The following is a 14712-nucleotide window of genomic DNA, read 5'->3' on the forward strand; positions in this document are numbered from 1 at the left end:
AGCCCCGCCCTGTAGGCAGGGCGGGGCTTGCGTGCGGCCAGCGTTTGCAACATTTAGATTTTCTTGTGCATTTCTTGACACGTCAGTTCTCTCATCCAGAACTTTGAAGTAGCGCGAATCTTCCTGCTTTCCGTTGCCGGTTTCGAGTCCATACATGTCTTTCCCGTCACGTCCCGTCAAGCGCTGGCATCCTGTCCAGGGATGGGCCTGCGCTCATGGCGTCGTCGGTGCCGCAAGGCGCTCGGAGGCGGCGCATGCGGCCTGATATGGCAATCCAGTTGATGAGCGACCTGTTCTGGACGGGTCTGCTGATTTGCGCGCCGGTATTGTTGTTGACCCTGACAGTGGGCGTGGTGATCAGCATCTTGCAGGTGGTGACGCAGGTGCAGGAGATGTCGCTGACGTTCATCCCGAAGATCGTCGCCGCGGTCATTGCCATGGCGTTGTTCGGGCCATGGATGCTGCGCACCTTGATGCAGTACGCGACGGCCTTGTTGCGCGACATGCCCGGGATACGGTGAGGATCTGATGCTCGACCTCCAGATCCCCCTCATCGCGACGATCGCATTGCTGTCTTTGCGCGTGGGCGTGATGCTGGCGTTCACGCCGGTGTTCTCCTTGTTTCCCATTCCAGCGACGGCGCGCGTACTGCTGGTCGTCGCCCTGTCCGTGGCGATCGCGGGAGCGCTGCGGAAGCCCACGATGCCAGCGCCCGATACCGGCGCGTTCCTCGCCCTGGCGGCGGCGGAGTTTTCCTTCGGCCTGTTGCTGGCCTGCGGCATCTTCTGCGCATTCGCCGCCGTGGCGTTCGCCGGCCGGATCCTGGACATCCAGATCGGCTTCGGCATCGGCCAGATCTTCGATCCCGTGAGCCGCGCGCAAGTGCCCGTGGTGACCTCGGTCTTCATGTACTCGGGCGCGCTGATCTTTTTTCTCGTGGACGGCCATCATGCCCTGCTCAGGGGGCTGGCCCACACCCTGGACATGGTGCCGGTGGGCGGATTCTCGTTCGATGCCATGAACCTGCCGGCGATGCTGGCAGCCTGGGGCAAGCTTTATGGGCTGGGCTTCATGCTGATCGCGCCCGTGGCCGTGGCGATCCTGCTGATCGAACTCGGGCTGGGAATGCTGGCTCGCGGGCTGCCGCAGATGAATGTCCTCGTCATCGCGCTGCCCGTGAAGATCCTGGCCGGGCTCGCCGCGTTGACGTTCTGGTCGCGCCACATGCCCGCCGGATTGTCCAGGATCTTCGACCTCGTGTCGGACGTGTGGAATGGGGCGGTGCGCTGATGCAGGAGTTCGACAAGAGCGAGGCCGCAACCCCCTATAAGCTGCAGCAGGCGCGCCGACGCGGAACGGTGGCGCGCAGCCCCGACCTGACTGGGGCCGTCGCGCTGTTGACCGCGGCCTGCGCTCTGTACGCCTGGGGCTGGGAGGCGGCGCGGGCGTTGGCGATGCTGGCGCGCGCCGCGCTGGTCCAGGGCCTGTCCATGCCGTTCAGCCTGGCCTCCGTGGTGGCGTTGGTCGGCCACGTCGGCGCCGATGCGCTGCTGATCATCGCACCCTTCGCGATCGCGGTCGGCCTGGCCGCGATCGCGGCCAATGTGGCGCAGACCGGACTGATCTGGAGCGGATTTCCGCTCAAGCCGGACCTGGCGCGCATCAATCCCGCAGCCGGGCTGAAGCGTCTGTTCTCCCTGCGCACGACCTACGACGCGGTCAAGAGTGTCTGCAAGGTCGCGCTGCTGGCCGGCGTGCTGTACATGACGCTCAAGGCCTTGCTGGGCTCCCTGTCCGTGCTCGGCGAGCGCACGCCGTTCGAGGCGCTGAGGCAGTTGCTCGCCATGCTCGCCTCGCTGGCCCTGAAAATGGCCTTTGCGGCCTTGCTGCTCGCCTTGCTGGACATGGCCTACACGCGCCACGAGTTCAAGCGCAAGATGCGCATGAGCAAGCGCGACGTGAAGGACGAGGTCAAGAACCGGGAAGGCGATCCGCGCGTCCGTTCGCGGCTGCGCTCGCTGCGCATCGAAATGCTGCGCAAGGCGGCGTCGGTGCGACAGATCGGCCAGGCCGACGTGCTGATCGTCAACCCCACGCACATCGCCGTGGCGCTGCAATACAAGCGCGGCGAGATGGCCGCGCCCGTCATGCTGGCCAAGGGCGCGGGCCTGCTGGCGGCGCGCATGCGCGCCGAGGCCGCGCGCCTCGGCGTGACCGTGGTGCGTAATCCCGCGCTGGCGCGCGCCCTGTATTTTCAAGGGGAAATGGGGCAGGCCATTCCGTTGGACCTGTATCCGGCGGTGGCGCGGGTGATGGTGTGGCTGATCGCCCGGCGCGACGCCCGCCATGCCGTGGGAGCCGCGCAATGAACCGTCTGGCGCAATGGCTGGCGGGCAACCGGGACATCGTCATGGTCCTGGTGGTCATGGGCGTGCTGGTCGTCCTGTTCATGCCGATTCCCCCCGGCATGCTGGACTTTCTGATCCTGGCCAACTTCAGCTTCGCCTTTCTCATCCTGTTGCTGACGTTCTACATGGCCAGGCCGGTGGAGTTTTCCACCTTTCCGTCGCTGCTGTTGATCGCGACCTTGTTCCGCCTGTCCCTGAACGTCGCCGCCACGCGGCTGATCCTGTCGGACGCCAACGCCGGCAAGGTGATCTCGGCCATTGGCGGCTACGTGGTCGGCGGCAACTACGTGATCGGACTGATCGTGTTCCTGATCCTGATCGTGGTGCAGTTCGTGGTGGTGACCAGCGGCGCGCAGCGCGTCTCCGAGGTGGCGGCACGTTTCACGCTGGACAGCATGCCGGGCCAGCAGATGAGCATCGACGCCGATCTCAACATGGGCTTCATCACCCAGGAACAGGCGCAGCAGCGGCGCAAGACACTGGAAAAGGAAGCGGCCTTCTATGGCGCGATGGACGGCGCGTCGAAGTTCGTCAAAGGCGACGCCATCGCCGGCATTCTGATCATGGCCATCAATATCATCGGCGGCCTGGTGATTGGCGTGATGCAGCTGGGCATCCCGTGGGGGGAGGCCGTCAGGACATACACGCTGTTGACCATCGGCGACGGCATCGTCACGCAGGTGCCGGCGCTGGTCATCGCCGTGGCCACCGGCATCATCGTCACGCGTTCGGCGTCCGACGGCAACTTCAGCGGCGAGGTCGCGCGCCAGATCACGCTGTTTCCCAAGACGCTGTTCCTGGTGTGCGCGGGCTTGTTCGCGATGGTGGCGCTGCCGGGGATTCCGGCGCTGCCCGCGCTGGCGCTGGGAATCACGGTGTTCGGACTGGCCTGGCTGGCCAGGCGGGCCGGTCGCGATGCCGCCCCGCCGCAAGATGAACCGGAGGCCGGGCTGCCGCAGGCCGCGCAGGCGGGCGATCCCTACGAGGCGCTGACGGTGGAGCCGGTCGAGATTCAGGCCGGCGCTCAGTTGCTGCCGCATGTGATCGAGCACAGCGGCTTCCCGGATCGCATCGCCGTGTTCCGCAATCAGTATGTGCTGGAAATGGGCATGGTCATTCCCACCGTCAAGATCCGGGGCAGCGCCCGGCTGGGACCGGACGAATACGAGATCCTGATTCACGGGGTGCCGGCGGGCAAGGGCATGGCCATGGCCGGCCGCTGGCTCGCGATCCACCCCGCCGGCGTGACCAAGACCGTGCGCGGCATCGAGACGCGCGATCCCACCTATGGACTGCCGGCGGTGTGGATCGAGGAGTCGGAAAAGGCCAACGCCCAGCAGGGCCGCTACACGCTGATTGACGGCATGACCGTGCTGATGACGCACCTGACCGAGGTGTTGCGGCGCGAATCCGCCACGCTGCTGACCCGCGCCGAGACCGACCGGCTGCTGGAGCGCGTGCGCAAGTCGCAGCCTGGCTTGGTGGAAGAGATCACGCCCGGCGTCCTGTCCGTGACGGAAGTGCAGAAGGTGTTGCAGGCGCTGCTGCGCGAGAAGGTGAGCATACGCAATCTGGAAGCGATCCTGGAGGTGCTGGCCGATGCCGGCCGCCATCAACGCGACGCCGCACAGCTGGCCGAGCTGGCCCGCCAGCGGCTGGGGCAGGCGATCTGCCGTTCGCTGTCCGGCGATGCCGGCACCTTGCATGTGATCACGCTGGATCCGCTGGTGGAGGCCCACATCGGCCAGTCATTGCGGGCGGCGGCCGAGTCGGGCGGCCGGCTGGCGATCGAGCCGCGCGTGGCCGACCAACTGGTCGGCGGCCTGGTGCAGCAGGCCGAGGGAATGATGAAGGCGAATCTGCTGCCGGTACTGCTCTGTTCACCGGATCTGCGACGGCACATGCGGATGCTCACCGAGCGCGTGCTGCCGCATCTGCGGGTGCTGTCGATGTCGGAGATACCCGGCAGCATCGATCTGAAGGCGTTCTCGGCGGTCTCGGTGCCATTGTTGCTGGACGCGACCGGGGCTTGAACCCACGGATCGGGCCACAGGAAAGAGGAAGGAGTCCAACTTGGAAATCATGAACGTGATTGCGCAGGGCATGGGAGTGGACCAGGACCGGTTGACGGCCATCGCCACGAACCTGGCCAACGTCCGCACGCCGGCATACAAGCGCGAAATGATCAATGGCGCCGGTTTCGAGGCGCAGCTCGACGCGCTCGAACAGGGCGCACCCGCCTGGGCGGGTGCGCGCACCGTCAGTCGCGCCGATATGCGGCCCGGCGCGGTGCAGTACACCGGGCGACCGTTCGATGTGGCGCTGAGCGGCGAGAACGCGTTTCTGGAGCTATCGCGCGATGGCGCCACGTTGTACGGACGGCAGGGCGCCATGCGGGTGGACAGCCAGGGCAGGCTGGTGAACGCGGGCGGCGATCTGGTCATGGGGATGGGCGGAGAGATCCGGCTCGCCTCGAACGCGCCGCGCATCGACGCGCAGGGCAATGTCTACGACCAGGGCAAATTCGTCGACAGGCTCAGCCTGGCCAGCTTCGACTCGCCGCAAAACCTGACGCGACTGGGCGCTGGTGTCTATCGCGCCGGGCAGGAGCGAGCGCAGCCCTTGCGCGAAGGCGGCTCGTCGGTGCTGCAAGGCTATCTGGAGGGGTCCAACGTCGACCCTGCGCATGAGATGGCTGGCCTGATAGAAGTCATGCGTCATTTCGAAAGCCTGCAAAAAACCGCGCAGTTCGTCGACGACATGACGGGGCGGGCTGTGCAGAAATTGGGTGAAGTCTGAGGAGCGCGGGAATGATCGATTCGTTGTACGTGGGCGCGACGGGCATGCATGCCCAGCAGACGGGCGTGGACGCCGTGGCGCAGAACCTGGCCAACATGAATACCGTTGGCTACAAGAAATCGTACGTGGTGTTCGGCGATCTGATGACGCGCGCCGCGACGGGCGGGCAGCCTGCTGGCGTGGCCGGCGCCGATGCGGCCCGGAACCTGGGGCTGGGCGTGGCGATCTCGCGCAATGCCAAGTCCTTCGTGTCCGGCGAAATCAAGCAGACCGGCAAGCCGCTGGACCTGGCGATACGCGGCGAGGGCCTGCTGGAAGTGGCGATGCCGGATGGCGGCGTCGCCTATACGCGGGGCGGCCCGTTGAAAGTGGACCAGGACGGCATGCTGACGACGCTGGCGGGCCTGCCGCTCAAGGCCATGATTTCCGTACCGGCCGACACCGAGAAGCTGACCATCGCGCCGGACGGGAAGATCACTGCGTGGCGCAACGGCGGTCGCGACGCCGACGAGCTGGGCAAGCTGGACCTGGTCCGTTTCAATGCCGCCGAGGACCTGGCCGCGCTGGGCGATGGCCTCTATCAGGCGACCGAGCGCTCCGGCGATCCCGTGCTGGGGCGCCCGGGCGAGGACGGCATGGGCCTGTACGCGCAGGGCTATCTGGAATCGTCCAACGTGCAGCTCAACGAGGAAATCATCAACCTGATGGTCGCGCAGCGCGCCTATGAGGCGAACGCGAAGATCGTCCAGGCATCCGACGACATGCTGGGTCTGGTCAACAACCTGCGACGCTAGGCGATCCCGTGAGAAAGCTCATGCTCGTAGCGGCGTTGTGTGGTGGTGGCGCTGGCGCCGCGCCCCAGGAGGACGCCGCCGAACTGTTCCTGCGCGCCTCCGTCCAGGTCCGCGCGCCCGCGTTGACGCTGGGCGACGTGGCGCGCATCGACGCGCCGGCCGATCGCCGCGACCGCCTGGCCCGCTTGCGCATAGGCGCCGTGCCCGCTTCCGGCGAGGCGCGCGAGATCACGCGCGATGAACTGGAGCGCTGGATCGCCACGGCGGACGAGGATCTGGGCGTGGTGGCCTGGAAGGGCAATGCGTCCGTGCGCGTGGCGCGCAAGACCGTTGCGCTGGATCGCGACGCGGTGCTTCAATGCGCGACCGAGGCCGCGCGTGCGGCATTGCGGCCGAGGTTCCGGGATCTGGTCATCGAAGCGGCCGGCAGTCCCTTGCCCGACTTGGTGGCGGCAGGCGCCGTCGAACTGCGTGCCCGCCCGCTAGACCCGCAGGTCGAGGTGACGCAGCGCCTGGTGGTGTGGGTCGAACTGTGGCAGGGCGGTCGCCTGTACCGGGCGATTCCGGTGGCCTTGCGGATCCAGGCGATGGCGCCGGTGCTGCGCCTGAACGCCAGCATTCCGGCAGGCGCGTCGGTATCGATGACGGACATGAGCGTGGAGCAGCGCGATGTGGCGGCGCTGTCGGGCGCCTACTGGCCGGCGCACGAACCGCTGGGCGCCGTGCGCGCGCGCCAGCCGCTGGCGGCCGGCGCGGTGTTGATGCGCTCGCAGTTGCAGGCGCTGCCGGACGTGGAGCGTGGCGATCAGGTGGCGCTGCGGGTGCGCGCCGGCTCGGTGACCATCGAAACGTCGGCCAGGGCATTGCAGGATGGCTGGACCGATCGCACCTTGCGCGTCATGCCGGCCAACGCTTCCGAGGCCGTGGTCGCGCGTGTGGTGCGTGGCGGATTGGTAGAGGTGAGCCAATGATGCGCGGATTCGGGTTCGACGTCGCGTCGCGCGTCTTTGCCTGCCTGACATTGGCATGGATGCTGGTGATCGTGGGCGCGCCTGCACGCTCGGAAAGCCTGTTCGATCCCGACCTCTATCGTTCGCTGGGCACGGACCGCAAGGCCGCGCGCATCGGCGACGTGCTCACGATCCAGGTGGTCGAGACCTCGTCGGCGAGCAGCTCGGCCGATACCTCCACCGGCCGGAAGTCCAGTTTCGACGCGGAGTTTCGCCTGTCGCGGCGGCCCACCACCTCGGGGGGCATCGACGTGGACAGCGATTTTGACGGCGGGGGCAAGACCCAGCGCTCCGGCAAGCTGTTGGCGCAGATGTCGGTCGGGGTGGTCGGCGTGGCTCCCAATGGCGACCTGTACGTCAAGGGCGACCAGCTGCTGACCGTGAACGACGAGCAGCAGAAGATCCAGGTGAAAGGCCGGGTGCGGCCGCAGGACATTTCGCCGGGCAATGTCGTGCTGTCCACCCGCCTGGCCGAGGCCGAGATCGTCTACATCGGGGAAGGCGAACTGGCGGGCCGGCAACGCCCATCCTGGTGGGCCCGCTTCCTCAACTGGCTGGGTTTCTGATGCGCGCGCTGATTCTGTCCTTCTTCATGGCCGCGATGCTTGTCGCGCCGTCGGCGACCGTCGCGGCCCGCTCCAGCGCGACCGAGGTAGTGCGCATCAAGGACCTGGGAAAGCTCAAGGGCTGGCGCGAGAACTCGTTGATCGGCTACGGCATCGTGGCGGGCCTGGCGGGCACGGGGGATTCGCCGTCCAACAAGACGACGCGGCAGGCCATGGCCAATGTCTATTCCCAGTTCGACCTGACGGTCGCGCCGGAGCAGGTCCAGAGCCGCAACGTGGCCGTGGTGATGGTCAGCGCCATGCTGCCGCCGTTCGCGCGGCCGGGCGATGCGGTGGACGTGGTGGTGACTTCGGCGGGCGACGCCCGCAGCCTGGTGGGCGGCAACCTGCTGGCCACCGCGCTCAAGGCGCCGAACGGCAAGATCTATGCCTTGGCCCAAGGTCCGCTGTCGGTGGGCGGCTATCGCTATGACATGAACGGCAACGTGGTGCAGAAGAACCATCCCACCGCCGGTTCGATTCCTGGCGGGGCCCTGGTCGAGGTCGGCGTGAATGCGCAGGTGGTGACCGCGGACGGCGCGATGACTTTCGTCCTGTCCAATCCGGACTACACCACGGCGGGCAGGGTGGCCAACGAGATCAACCGCGCGCTGGGGCGCCCGCTGGCCAAGGCGCGCGACGCCGCCGGCGTGGACATCCAGGTGCCCGAGTTCGAGCGCGACAACCTGGTCGCCTTCGTTTCGCGCATCGAGGCGCTGTCGATCACGCCGGACCAGCGCGCCAAGGTGATCCTGGACGAGCGCACGGGCACGGTGGTGTCGGGTGGCAATGTGCGCCTGTCCAAGGTCGCCATTTCGCATGGCGACCTGCGCATCTCCATCGTGACCGACAACCAGGTATCCCAGCCCATCTTCGTGCGTCAGGGCGGCGACGGTGGCATCCGCACCGAAGTCGTTTCGAATTCCAGCATCGATGTGCGCGACGGCGAGGGCAGCGCTTTCGTCATGTCGGAAGGCAGCACCGTCGCCGAGCTGGTGCAGGCCCTGACCAAGATACGGACCAGCACGCGCGACATCATTTCCATCCTGCGCGCCATCAAGACCGCCGGCGCGCTGCATGCCGACCTGATCATCCAGTAACCCCCCCACCGAGGCCCAGCGTACCCATGATAGATCCCGTCACCCTGAGCGCCCTGAGCGCCGCGCTCGACGCCGCCAGCCTGCGGCATCGGGCGGGCGCGGCCAATATCGCCAATACGCATACCGCTGGCTACGTCCCGCAGCGGGTCGAGTTCGAGAGCTTGATGCCGGGCGCGCAGGCCGCGCTGGCGCGTGGTGGCAGGCTGGCGGCGCACGATCTCGCGCCGCCCAGACTGGTCAGCGCGTCGCCGCGCAGCGCCGCTCCATATGGCGCCAACGCCGTGGCCATCGATCAGGAAGTGGCCGGCGTTGCCCGCAATGCGCTGCATTACCAGGCGCTGGTGAAGGCGCTGAGCGGCCAGCTCGCGCTGGTGGAAACGGCCTTGAACGACGGACGGCGCTGATCATGGATTATCAAAGCGCATTCGCCATCAGCGCCGCCGGCATGAGCGCGGAAAAGCTGCGTGTGGACGTGGCCGCCCTGAACCTGGCCAACGCCAATTCGCCGCTGTCGCCGCAAGGCGCCGGGTATCAGCCGCTGCGGGTGATGTCCACCACGCGCGCCGCCTATGGCGTGCGCAGCTTCGGCGACCTGGTCGAGCAGGGCATGGCCGTCAACCAGGGCTTGAGCGTCGCGCCCTATCGGGCGCCTGCCCGGCGTGTGCATGAGCCGGGTCATCCGCAGGCGGACCGGGATGGCTATGTCTCCTATCCGGGCGTGGATACGTTGACCGAGATGATGACCATGATGGTGGCGAGTCGCGCCTACGAGGCCGATGTGGCCGCGTTCAACGCCGCCAAGACCATGGCGCTGAAGGCGCTGGAGATCGGAGGACGGACATGATCGCGCAAGCTGCCCAGGCACTGCAGGCCGCCGCCGCGCAAGCGCCCATCGCGCCGGCCATCGCGCCGCGCGACGCGTCCTTCGACGCCATGGTCGGCGCGGGATTGCGCAACGTCAACCGGGCGCTGTTGCGCACGGAGGAAGACGCGCAGCGGCTCGCGGTGGGCGAGGTGCAGGATCTGCACCACGTGATGATCCGGCTGGAAGAGGCCAAGGCTTCCTTCCAGCTTTTCTTGCAAGTACGCAACCGGCTGTTGGACGCATATCAGGAAGTCATGCGCATGCAGATCTGAACGGGATTGATCGGAAATGTTCATTACGGAGTTTTGGGCTCGCCTGGACCGGCGCAGCCGCCATCCCCTGCTCCTGGGGGCCTTGGTGATCGTCGTCGCTGTCGCGGTGGCGGGCTACCTGCTGACGCGCGGCAGCTATCAGGTCCTGTTCTCTGGCGTCAAGCCGCAGGACGCCTCGACCATGCTGGCGGAACTGGACAAGCAGAAGATCCCGTATCGCCTGGACGCGGACGGCTCGACCATCCTGGTGCCGCAGGAGCTTGTCCACAAGACCCGCCTGCGCCTGTTGGGCCAGGATCTGCCGCTGCACGGCACGGTGGGATTCGAGCTGTTCAACAACGCCGATTTCGGCATGACCGAGTTCGCCCAGCGGATCAACTACCAGCGCGCCCTGCAAGGCGAGATCACCCGCACCATCCTGTCCCTGTCCAACGTCGAATCGGCGCGGGTGCTGATCGCCTTGTCCGAGCAAGGCCTGTTCCGTCGCGGCGCGGGCGTGCCGACGGCCTCGATCGCGGTGACGCTGCGCGATGGGCGCAACCTCACGCCGGAGCAGGTGCTGGGCATGCAGCGGCTGGTGTCGGCATCCATCCCGGACATCGAGTCGCGCAACGTCACCATCGTCAATCAACATGGCGTGGCCCTGACCGCCTCGGCGGATGGCGACGACGGCGCGGCCTCGGCTGACACGCGGCTGGCGCTCAAGCGGTCCACCGAGGAATACCTGACGCGCAAGATTGCCGGCATGCTGGACCAGACTTTCGGACCCGGCGCCGTGGTCGCCAGCGTGGACGTGCTGCTCAACATGGACCGGATCCGCATCACCACGGAGGACGTGCTGCCCTATTCACAGGCAGGCAAGGGCCAGCCCACCGGCGTGGTCGTGCGCGAACGTCGCTCCAACCGTGAAGGAGAGCCCGGCGCGGGCGTGAACAACGGGCGCCGCGCCGGCGGCGGCGCCGACAGCGAGATCGACTATCAGGCGGGCAGGAAAGTCGAGGAGATCGTATCCACGCCGGGCGTAATCATGAAGATGGGCGTCACCGCCGTGGTGCGCAGTCCGATGGATGGCGTTGCGCTGGACCGCCTGCGCACGCTGGTCGGCAATGCCGCCGGCGCCCAGGTGGAGCGAGGCGACACCGTCATTGTGTACAGCACGGAGCAGGTGGCCGCGCGCAGCGGCGTGGTGGCGCAGGACGCGGGTATGACCGTGGCGCAGGCCGCGCCGCTGGCTGCCCCGCGCACCGAGTTCGAATGGACGCCCCGCCTGGCCATTGCCCTGCTGTTGGCGATCGGCGGCGTGTTGGTCGCGCTGGCCTTGCTGGCCAGCCGGCGGCGGCCGCAGTCCGCGCGGCTGTCGGCCGAGCAGCGCGATGCGCTGTTGCAGCAGTTGCGTGGCTGGCTGGAGCCGGCGCGTCAGCCGGCCGACGCGGAGAAGTCCTGATGGACGGCTTGCGTCTGAGCGCATTGGCCCTGCACGCCGTCGCGGATCGTGACCGCGCCTGGCTGCTGTCGCGCCTGCCCGATGCGCAGCGTGGGCCGCTTGCCGAGCTGTTGACCGAGCTGCGGCGCACCGGCATTCCCGCGGATCCCGGCTTGATCACGCAATTGGTGCGCGAGCGCGAGGCCATGAATGACGGCGCGCAGGGCGGCCAGCCCTCCACGAGCCTGTTGCAGGCAGGGGCGGAAGACGTCTGGGCGCAGTTGCGCGGCGAGCCCGACGCGGTGGCCGCCCGTATCCTCCGGCGAAACCGCTGGCCGTGGCTCGGTGGCCTGATGGCGCTGTGCGGGCCGGGCCGGGCCAGGAACATCGAGGCGTTGATCCGCACCCTGGATCCCGCCCCGGCGCTGGAACTGGCGCTGGTGCAAGAGCTGGAGGCGCGCCTGCAGGCGCGGCAGGCGTCTTCCGGTCGTCGGCAGATCGTGAAGTGGCAGTTCTTCCGGCGCGGCGGGAGCGCGCCATGAAAACGGCTCCCATTCTGCGTCAAGCGCCGATCGCGCCGGCTTCCCGCTTGGTCGGCTCGACGCGAGCCGTGCCGCGCCCGGCGGCGTCCATGCAGGAAGCGGCGCCGTCGCGCCCGGATGAAACGCGGGCGGATGAGGCGCCCGCCAGCCCGGCGTCCGCCAGCCCGGCGTCCGTGGCGGCCCTGAGCGAAGCCGAGATCGAGCAGCGCAGCCTGGCCTTGGCGCAGCGCATGGTGCAGGCCGAAGCGGAGCAAGCCCGCAAGGCGGCGCGGGAAGAAGGCTTGCGGGCCGGCCGGGAAGAAGGCCTGGCCCAGGCCCGGGCGCAGGCCGAGGAGGGGCGGCAGGCGCAGCAGGCCCGGTTCCAGGAAGTCATGGATGCCCTGCTTGAGACCTTGCGATGCGAGCAGGAAGCGACCCTGGACGCGGCGCTGGAGCTGGCGCTCGCGGCGCTGGTCCGCATTCTGGGAGTGCGTCCGGATGCGGAGCGGGTGATGGCCTTGGTGCGCCAGGCCAGCAGCCAGCTCAGGCATCCGGGGCAGGTGCGCGTGAAACTGGCGCCGGCGGATCTGGCGCTGCTGAAAGAGGCGGGCATAGACCCGGCCGCACTGGCGCCGCAGGCCGCCGAGGTCATGTGGGTGGCCGACGCCACGATCCAGGGCGGCTGCGTCTTGCAGACGGAGGCCGGCAACCTGGACGCGCGCTTGCAACGGCAAGTCGCGGCGCTGGGCGAAGCCCTGTCGCAGGCGTATCGCGCGCACGAGGCGACGCCATGACGGCCCAGGCCCTGTCCGCCTGCCTGCGGGCGATCGAGACGGCCGCGCTGTATGCGCGCGACGGCGCGGTGCGCCAGGTGTCCGGGCTGGCGGTGACCTGCTCGGGTCCGGACGCCAGCCTGGGTGAACTATGCCGCATCTCGCCGCAGGCGGGCGGCGCAGGCATCCTGGCCGAGGTCGTGGGCGTGCGGCCTGACGGCGTGGTGCTGATGCCTTATGGCCGCCTGGACGGTGTGGCGGCCGGCAGCCGGGTGACCACGGCCGGCGTCTCCGATCGCGTGCCGGTCGGTTCGGCCCTGCTGGGGCGCGTGGTGAATGCGTTTGGCGCGGCGCTGGACGACGGGCCGCCCATCGCGGCGCAGGCCATGGTTCCGCTGAAACCCGCTCCGGTCAATCCGCTGCGGCGCAAGCCGATCGATACGCCGCTGGAAACAGGGGTGCGGGCGATCGACGCCCTGCTGCCGTTGGGGCAGGGGCAGCGCGTCGGCATTTTCGCGGGCAGCGGCGTGGGCAAGAGCACCTTGCTGGGCATGTTGGCGCGAGGCGTGCGCGCGGATGTGAACGTCATCGCGCTGATCGGCGAGCGAGGCCGCGAGGTGCGTGACTTCATCGAACGCCAGCTCGGTCCGGACGCGCTGGCGCGTTCCGTGGTGGTCGTCGCCACGTCGGACGAACCCGCCCTGATGCGGGCCCGGGCGACCTATGCCGCGCTCGCGATCTCCGAATATTTTCGGGACCAGGGCCGCGATGTGTTCCTGACGATGGATTCCGTCACGCGCTACGCCATGGCACGGCGCGAGATCGGGCTGGCGGCGGGCGAGCCGCCGACGGCGCGGGGCTACACGCCCACCGTGTTCTCCGAGATTCCGGAGCTGTGCGAGCGCTGCGGCCGGGTGGAAGCCGGCGGATCCATCAGCGCGGTGTTCACCGTGCTGGTCGAGGGGGACGATTTCAACGAACCCATCGCCGACAGCCTGAGGGCCACGCTGGATGGCCATATCGTGCTGAGCCGGGACCTGGCGCATCGCGGCCACTATCCGGCCATCGACGTGCTGCGCAGCGCCAGCCGCCTGGTGACGGAACTGACCACGCGTCAGGAGCGGGAGCTGATGCGGCAGGCATCCGCGAGCCTGGCCTTGCTGGAAAGAAACCGCCAGATGGTCGATATCGGCGCCTATCAGTCGGGCGCCAATCCCGCCCTGGACGCGGCGTTGGCGATGGCGCCGAGGTTGGACTCGTGGCTGCGTCAGGATGCCGACGCGCCGGAGTCCAGGGCGCAGGCATACGCGGCGCTGGCGGCCATTCTCGGCCGGCAGGAGGAGGAGGGGGTATGACCGCGACTTCGCGTTTCCGCTATCCGCTGGCCGCACTGGAATCGCTGTACGGCCATCGCCTGGAGCAGGCGCGCCTGGATCTGGCGCGGGCACAAGACAGGCTGGACGAACAGGCCGCGATACGAGACCGGCTGCGCCTCGCGCTGGGCCAGGGCCATGCGGATTGGGCGGCCGCGAGCGCTGGCGCGGCGGGTTTCGATCCGGCCCGGCATATCGCCGTGCGCGAAGCGCTCGCAGCCATGCGGGGGCGATGGGAGCAGGCTCGTACCCAGGCCGACGCGCTGCGCGCGGAGGTCGAACGCTGTCGCGACGACCTGTTGCAGGCGCACCGGCGCGCCGAGATCGTGGATCGGCACAAGACGCAGGCGCGGCGCGAATTCGATCTTGACGCGGCGCGCGCGGACCAGCGCCAGGCCGACGCGGCCTGGCCCACAGGGAGAAAGCGTTCATGACCGTTCCCGAGTACGCGTCCGCTGGCGCGCAGAGTCAGGTGTCGGCACGGGGAGACCGAGGGCTGCCTGCGTCACAGGAGGGATGGCGCCAGGCCATGGAACAGGCCCAGGCGCGCGACTGGCTGGGCGGACGCAATCTGACGCCGGGTGGCGAACGGCAAGGGAGCGCCGATCCATGCGCCGCGCGGCCGTCGGTCGCCCCTGCGGAACCGGCGCGGCCCGCCGACACGGCCGGGCAGACAGGGGCGTGGCGCGACACGCCCGCCGCGTTGCGGCAGGGGATCGAATCCGCGGCGCCGGCGAGGATCGCCGGCGGCCGCGGCGATATCGAGGTT

19 protein-coding genes are annotated in these 14712 nt (G+C 68.4%); 18 read left to right on the forward strand and 1 reads right to left on the reverse strand.

What is annotated here, in order from left to right; genetic code table 11:
• Positions 1 to 180: hypothetical protein (locus AC6LJ9_RS28135; protein WP_498150106.1), on the reverse strand; the 180-nt coding region annotated here is incomplete at its 3' end.
• An 86-nt stretch (positions 181 to 266) separates the two neighbouring features.
• On the opposite strand from AC6LJ9_RS28135, the gene fliQ reads away from it, so the two are divergent.
• The 18 genes from fliQ to AC6LJ9_RS28225 all read left to right on the forward strand — a co-directional run.
• Complete coding sequence (fliQ, locus tag AC6LJ9_RS28140) at positions 267 to 521, forward strand: flagellar biosynthesis protein FliQ (protein ID WP_283093779.1); 255 nt, start codon at positions 267 to 269, stop codon at positions 519 to 521.
• Positions 522 to 528: 7 nt separating this feature from the next.
• Positions 529 to 1290 (forward strand): flagellar biosynthetic protein FliR, encoded by a 762-nt coding sequence (locus tag AC6LJ9_RS28145; RefSeq protein ID WP_498150107.1) that lies wholly within the window; start codon positions 529 to 531, stop codon positions 1288 to 1290.
• Entirely contained in the window at positions 1290 to 2369 is a 1080-nt protein-coding gene (locus AC6LJ9_RS28150) for an EscU/YscU/HrcU family type III secretion system export apparatus switch protein (protein ID WP_498150108.1), read from the forward strand. The genes AC6LJ9_RS28145 and AC6LJ9_RS28150 overlap by 1 nt, the downstream gene beginning before the upstream one ends.
• Positions 2366 to 4441, forward strand: coding sequence for a flagellar biosynthesis protein FlhA (locus AC6LJ9_RS28155; RefSeq protein ID WP_498150109.1), 2076 nt, complete (start codon positions 2366 to 2368; stop codon positions 4439 to 4441). Before AC6LJ9_RS28150 ends, AC6LJ9_RS28155 begins: the two co-directional genes overlap by 4 nt.
• A 49-nt stretch (positions 4442 to 4490) precedes the next feature.
• The gene (locus tag AC6LJ9_RS28160) at positions 4491 to 5207 is read left to right on the forward strand and encodes a flagellar hook-basal body protein (RefSeq protein WP_498150122.1); all 717 of its coding nucleotides are present in this window, start codon (positions 4491 to 4493) and stop codon (positions 5205 to 5207) included.
• 11 nt (positions 5208 to 5218) lie between these two features.
• Complete coding sequence (gene flgG / locus AC6LJ9_RS28165; protein WP_498150110.1) at positions 5219 to 6001, forward strand: flagellar basal-body rod protein FlgG; 783 nt, start codon at positions 5219 to 5221, stop codon at positions 5999 to 6001.
• An 8-nt stretch (positions 6002 to 6009) separates the two neighbouring features.
• Positions 6010 to 6972, forward strand: a complete 963-nt coding sequence (flgA, locus tag AC6LJ9_RS28170) for a flagellar basal body P-ring formation chaperone FlgA (protein ID WP_498150111.1) — start codon at positions 6010 to 6012, stop codon at positions 6970 to 6972.
• Positions 6969 to 7577: a flagellar basal body L-ring protein FlgH gene (locus AC6LJ9_RS28175; RefSeq protein WP_498150112.1), complete on the forward strand. Its 609-nt coding sequence runs from the start codon at positions 6969 to 6971 to the stop codon at positions 7575 to 7577. The genes flgA and AC6LJ9_RS28175 overlap by 4 nt, the downstream gene beginning before the upstream one ends.
• Positions 7577 to 8716 (forward strand): flagellar basal body P-ring protein FlgI, encoded by a 1140-nt coding sequence (locus AC6LJ9_RS28180; RefSeq protein WP_392408760.1) that lies wholly within the window; start codon positions 7577 to 7579, stop codon positions 8714 to 8716. Before AC6LJ9_RS28175 ends, AC6LJ9_RS28180 begins: the two co-directional genes overlap by 1 nt.
• A 26-nt stretch (positions 8717 to 8742) precedes the next feature.
• The gene (locus AC6LJ9_RS28185; RefSeq protein WP_498150113.1) at positions 8743 to 9120 is read left to right on the forward strand and encodes a flagellar basal body protein; all 378 of its coding nucleotides are present in this window, start codon (positions 8743 to 8745) and stop codon (positions 9118 to 9120) included.
• A 2-nt stretch (positions 9121 to 9122) separates the two neighbouring features.
• A complete protein-coding gene (gene flgC, locus AC6LJ9_RS28190) occupies positions 9123 to 9560 on the forward strand; it encodes a flagellar basal body rod protein FlgC (protein WP_498150114.1) in 438 nt (145 codons plus the stop codon).
• Entirely contained in the window at positions 9557 to 9853 is a 297-nt protein-coding gene (gene fliE, locus AC6LJ9_RS28195; protein WP_498150115.1) for a flagellar hook-basal body complex protein FliE, read from the forward strand. Before flgC ends, fliE begins: the two co-directional genes overlap by 4 nt.
• A 16-nt stretch (positions 9854 to 9869) precedes the next feature.
• Positions 9870 to 11297 (forward strand): flagellar basal-body MS-ring/collar protein FliF, encoded by a 1428-nt coding sequence (gene fliF, locus AC6LJ9_RS28200; RefSeq protein WP_498150116.1) that lies wholly within the window; start codon positions 9870 to 9872, stop codon positions 11295 to 11297.
• Positions 11297 to 11818, forward strand: a complete 522-nt coding sequence (locus AC6LJ9_RS28205; RefSeq protein WP_498150117.1) for a hypothetical protein — start codon at positions 11297 to 11299, stop codon at positions 11816 to 11818. Before fliF ends, AC6LJ9_RS28205 begins: the two co-directional genes overlap by 1 nt.
• Positions 11815 to 12591, forward strand: a complete 777-nt coding sequence (locus AC6LJ9_RS28210; RefSeq protein WP_498150118.1) for a FliH/SctL family protein — start codon at positions 11815 to 11817, stop codon at positions 12589 to 12591. Before AC6LJ9_RS28205 ends, AC6LJ9_RS28210 begins: the two co-directional genes overlap by 4 nt.
• Positions 12588 to 13925, forward strand: coding sequence for a FliI/YscN family ATPase (locus AC6LJ9_RS28215; protein ID WP_498150119.1), 1338 nt, complete (start codon positions 12588 to 12590; stop codon positions 13923 to 13925). Before AC6LJ9_RS28210 ends, AC6LJ9_RS28215 begins: the two co-directional genes overlap by 4 nt.
• The gene (locus tag AC6LJ9_RS28220) at positions 13922 to 14377 is read left to right on the forward strand and encodes a flagellar FliJ family protein (RefSeq protein WP_498150120.1); all 456 of its coding nucleotides are present in this window, start codon (positions 13922 to 13924) and stop codon (positions 14375 to 14377) included. The genes AC6LJ9_RS28215 and AC6LJ9_RS28220 overlap by 4 nt, the downstream gene beginning before the upstream one ends.
• 95 nt (positions 14378 to 14472) lie before the next feature.
• Positions 14473 to 14712 (forward strand): hypothetical protein (locus AC6LJ9_RS28225; RefSeq protein WP_498150121.1); only part of this gene is annotated, 240 nt, incomplete at its 3' end.

This window comes from Achromobacter sp. 1011811831 (genome assembly GCF_059760905.1).

Excerpts from the sequence above, each read along its gene's own strand:
- AC6LJ9_RS28160 (WP_498150122.1), top strand. The coding sequence starts at position 4,491 with ATGAACGTGATTGCGCAGGGCATGGGAGTGGACCAGGACCGGTTGACG.
- flgC (WP_498150114.1), top strand. The coding sequence starts at position 9,123 with ATGGATTATCAAAGCGCATTCGCCATCAGCGCCGCCGGCATGAGCGCG.
- AC6LJ9_RS28185 (WP_498150113.1), top strand. The coding sequence starts at position 8,743 with ATGATAGATCCCGTCACCCTGAGCGCCCTGAGCGCCGCGCTCGACGCC.
- AC6LJ9_RS28145 (WP_498150107.1), top strand. The coding sequence starts at position 529 with ATGCTCGACCTCCAGATCCCCCTCATCGCGACGATCGCATTGCTGTCT.
- AC6LJ9_RS28205 (WP_498150117.1), top strand. The coding sequence starts at position 11,297 with ATGGACGGCTTGCGTCTGAGCGCATTGGCCCTGCACGCCGTCGCGGAT.
- AC6LJ9_RS28220 (WP_498150120.1), top strand. The coding sequence starts at position 13,922 with ATGACCGCGACTTCGCGTTTCCGCTATCCGCTGGCCGCACTGGAATCG.
- AC6LJ9_RS28215 (WP_498150119.1), top strand. The coding sequence starts at position 12,588 with ATGACGGCCCAGGCCCTGTCCGCCTGCCTGCGGGCGATCGAGACGGCC.
- fliF (WP_498150116.1), top strand. The coding sequence starts at position 9,870 with ATGTTCATTACGGAGTTTTGGGCTCGCCTGGACCGGCGCAGCCGCCAT.
- flgG (WP_498150110.1), top strand. The coding sequence starts at position 5,219 with ATGATCGATTCGTTGTACGTGGGCGCGACGGGCATGCATGCCCAGCAG.
- AC6LJ9_RS28175 (WP_498150112.1), top strand. The coding sequence starts at position 6,969 with ATGATGCGCGGATTCGGGTTCGACGTCGCGTCGCGCGTCTTTGCCTGC.
- AC6LJ9_RS28150 (WP_498150108.1), top strand. The coding sequence starts at position 1,290 with ATGCAGGAGTTCGACAAGAGCGAGGCCGCAACCCCCTATAAGCTGCAG.
- AC6LJ9_RS28155 (WP_498150109.1), top strand. The coding sequence starts at position 2,366 with ATGAACCGTCTGGCGCAATGGCTGGCGGGCAACCGGGACATCGTCATG.
- AC6LJ9_RS28210 (WP_498150118.1), top strand. The coding sequence starts at position 11,815 with ATGAAAACGGCTCCCATTCTGCGTCAAGCGCCGATCGCGCCGGCTTCC.
- fliE (WP_498150115.1), top strand. The coding sequence starts at position 9,557 with ATGATCGCGCAAGCTGCCCAGGCACTGCAGGCCGCCGCCGCGCAAGCG.
- AC6LJ9_RS28180 (WP_392408760.1), top strand. The coding sequence starts at position 7,577 with ATGCGCGCGCTGATTCTGTCCTTCTTCATGGCCGCGATGCTTGTCGCG.
- fliQ (WP_283093779.1), top strand. The coding sequence starts at position 267 with ATGGCAATCCAGTTGATGAGCGACCTGTTCTGGACGGGTCTGCTGATT.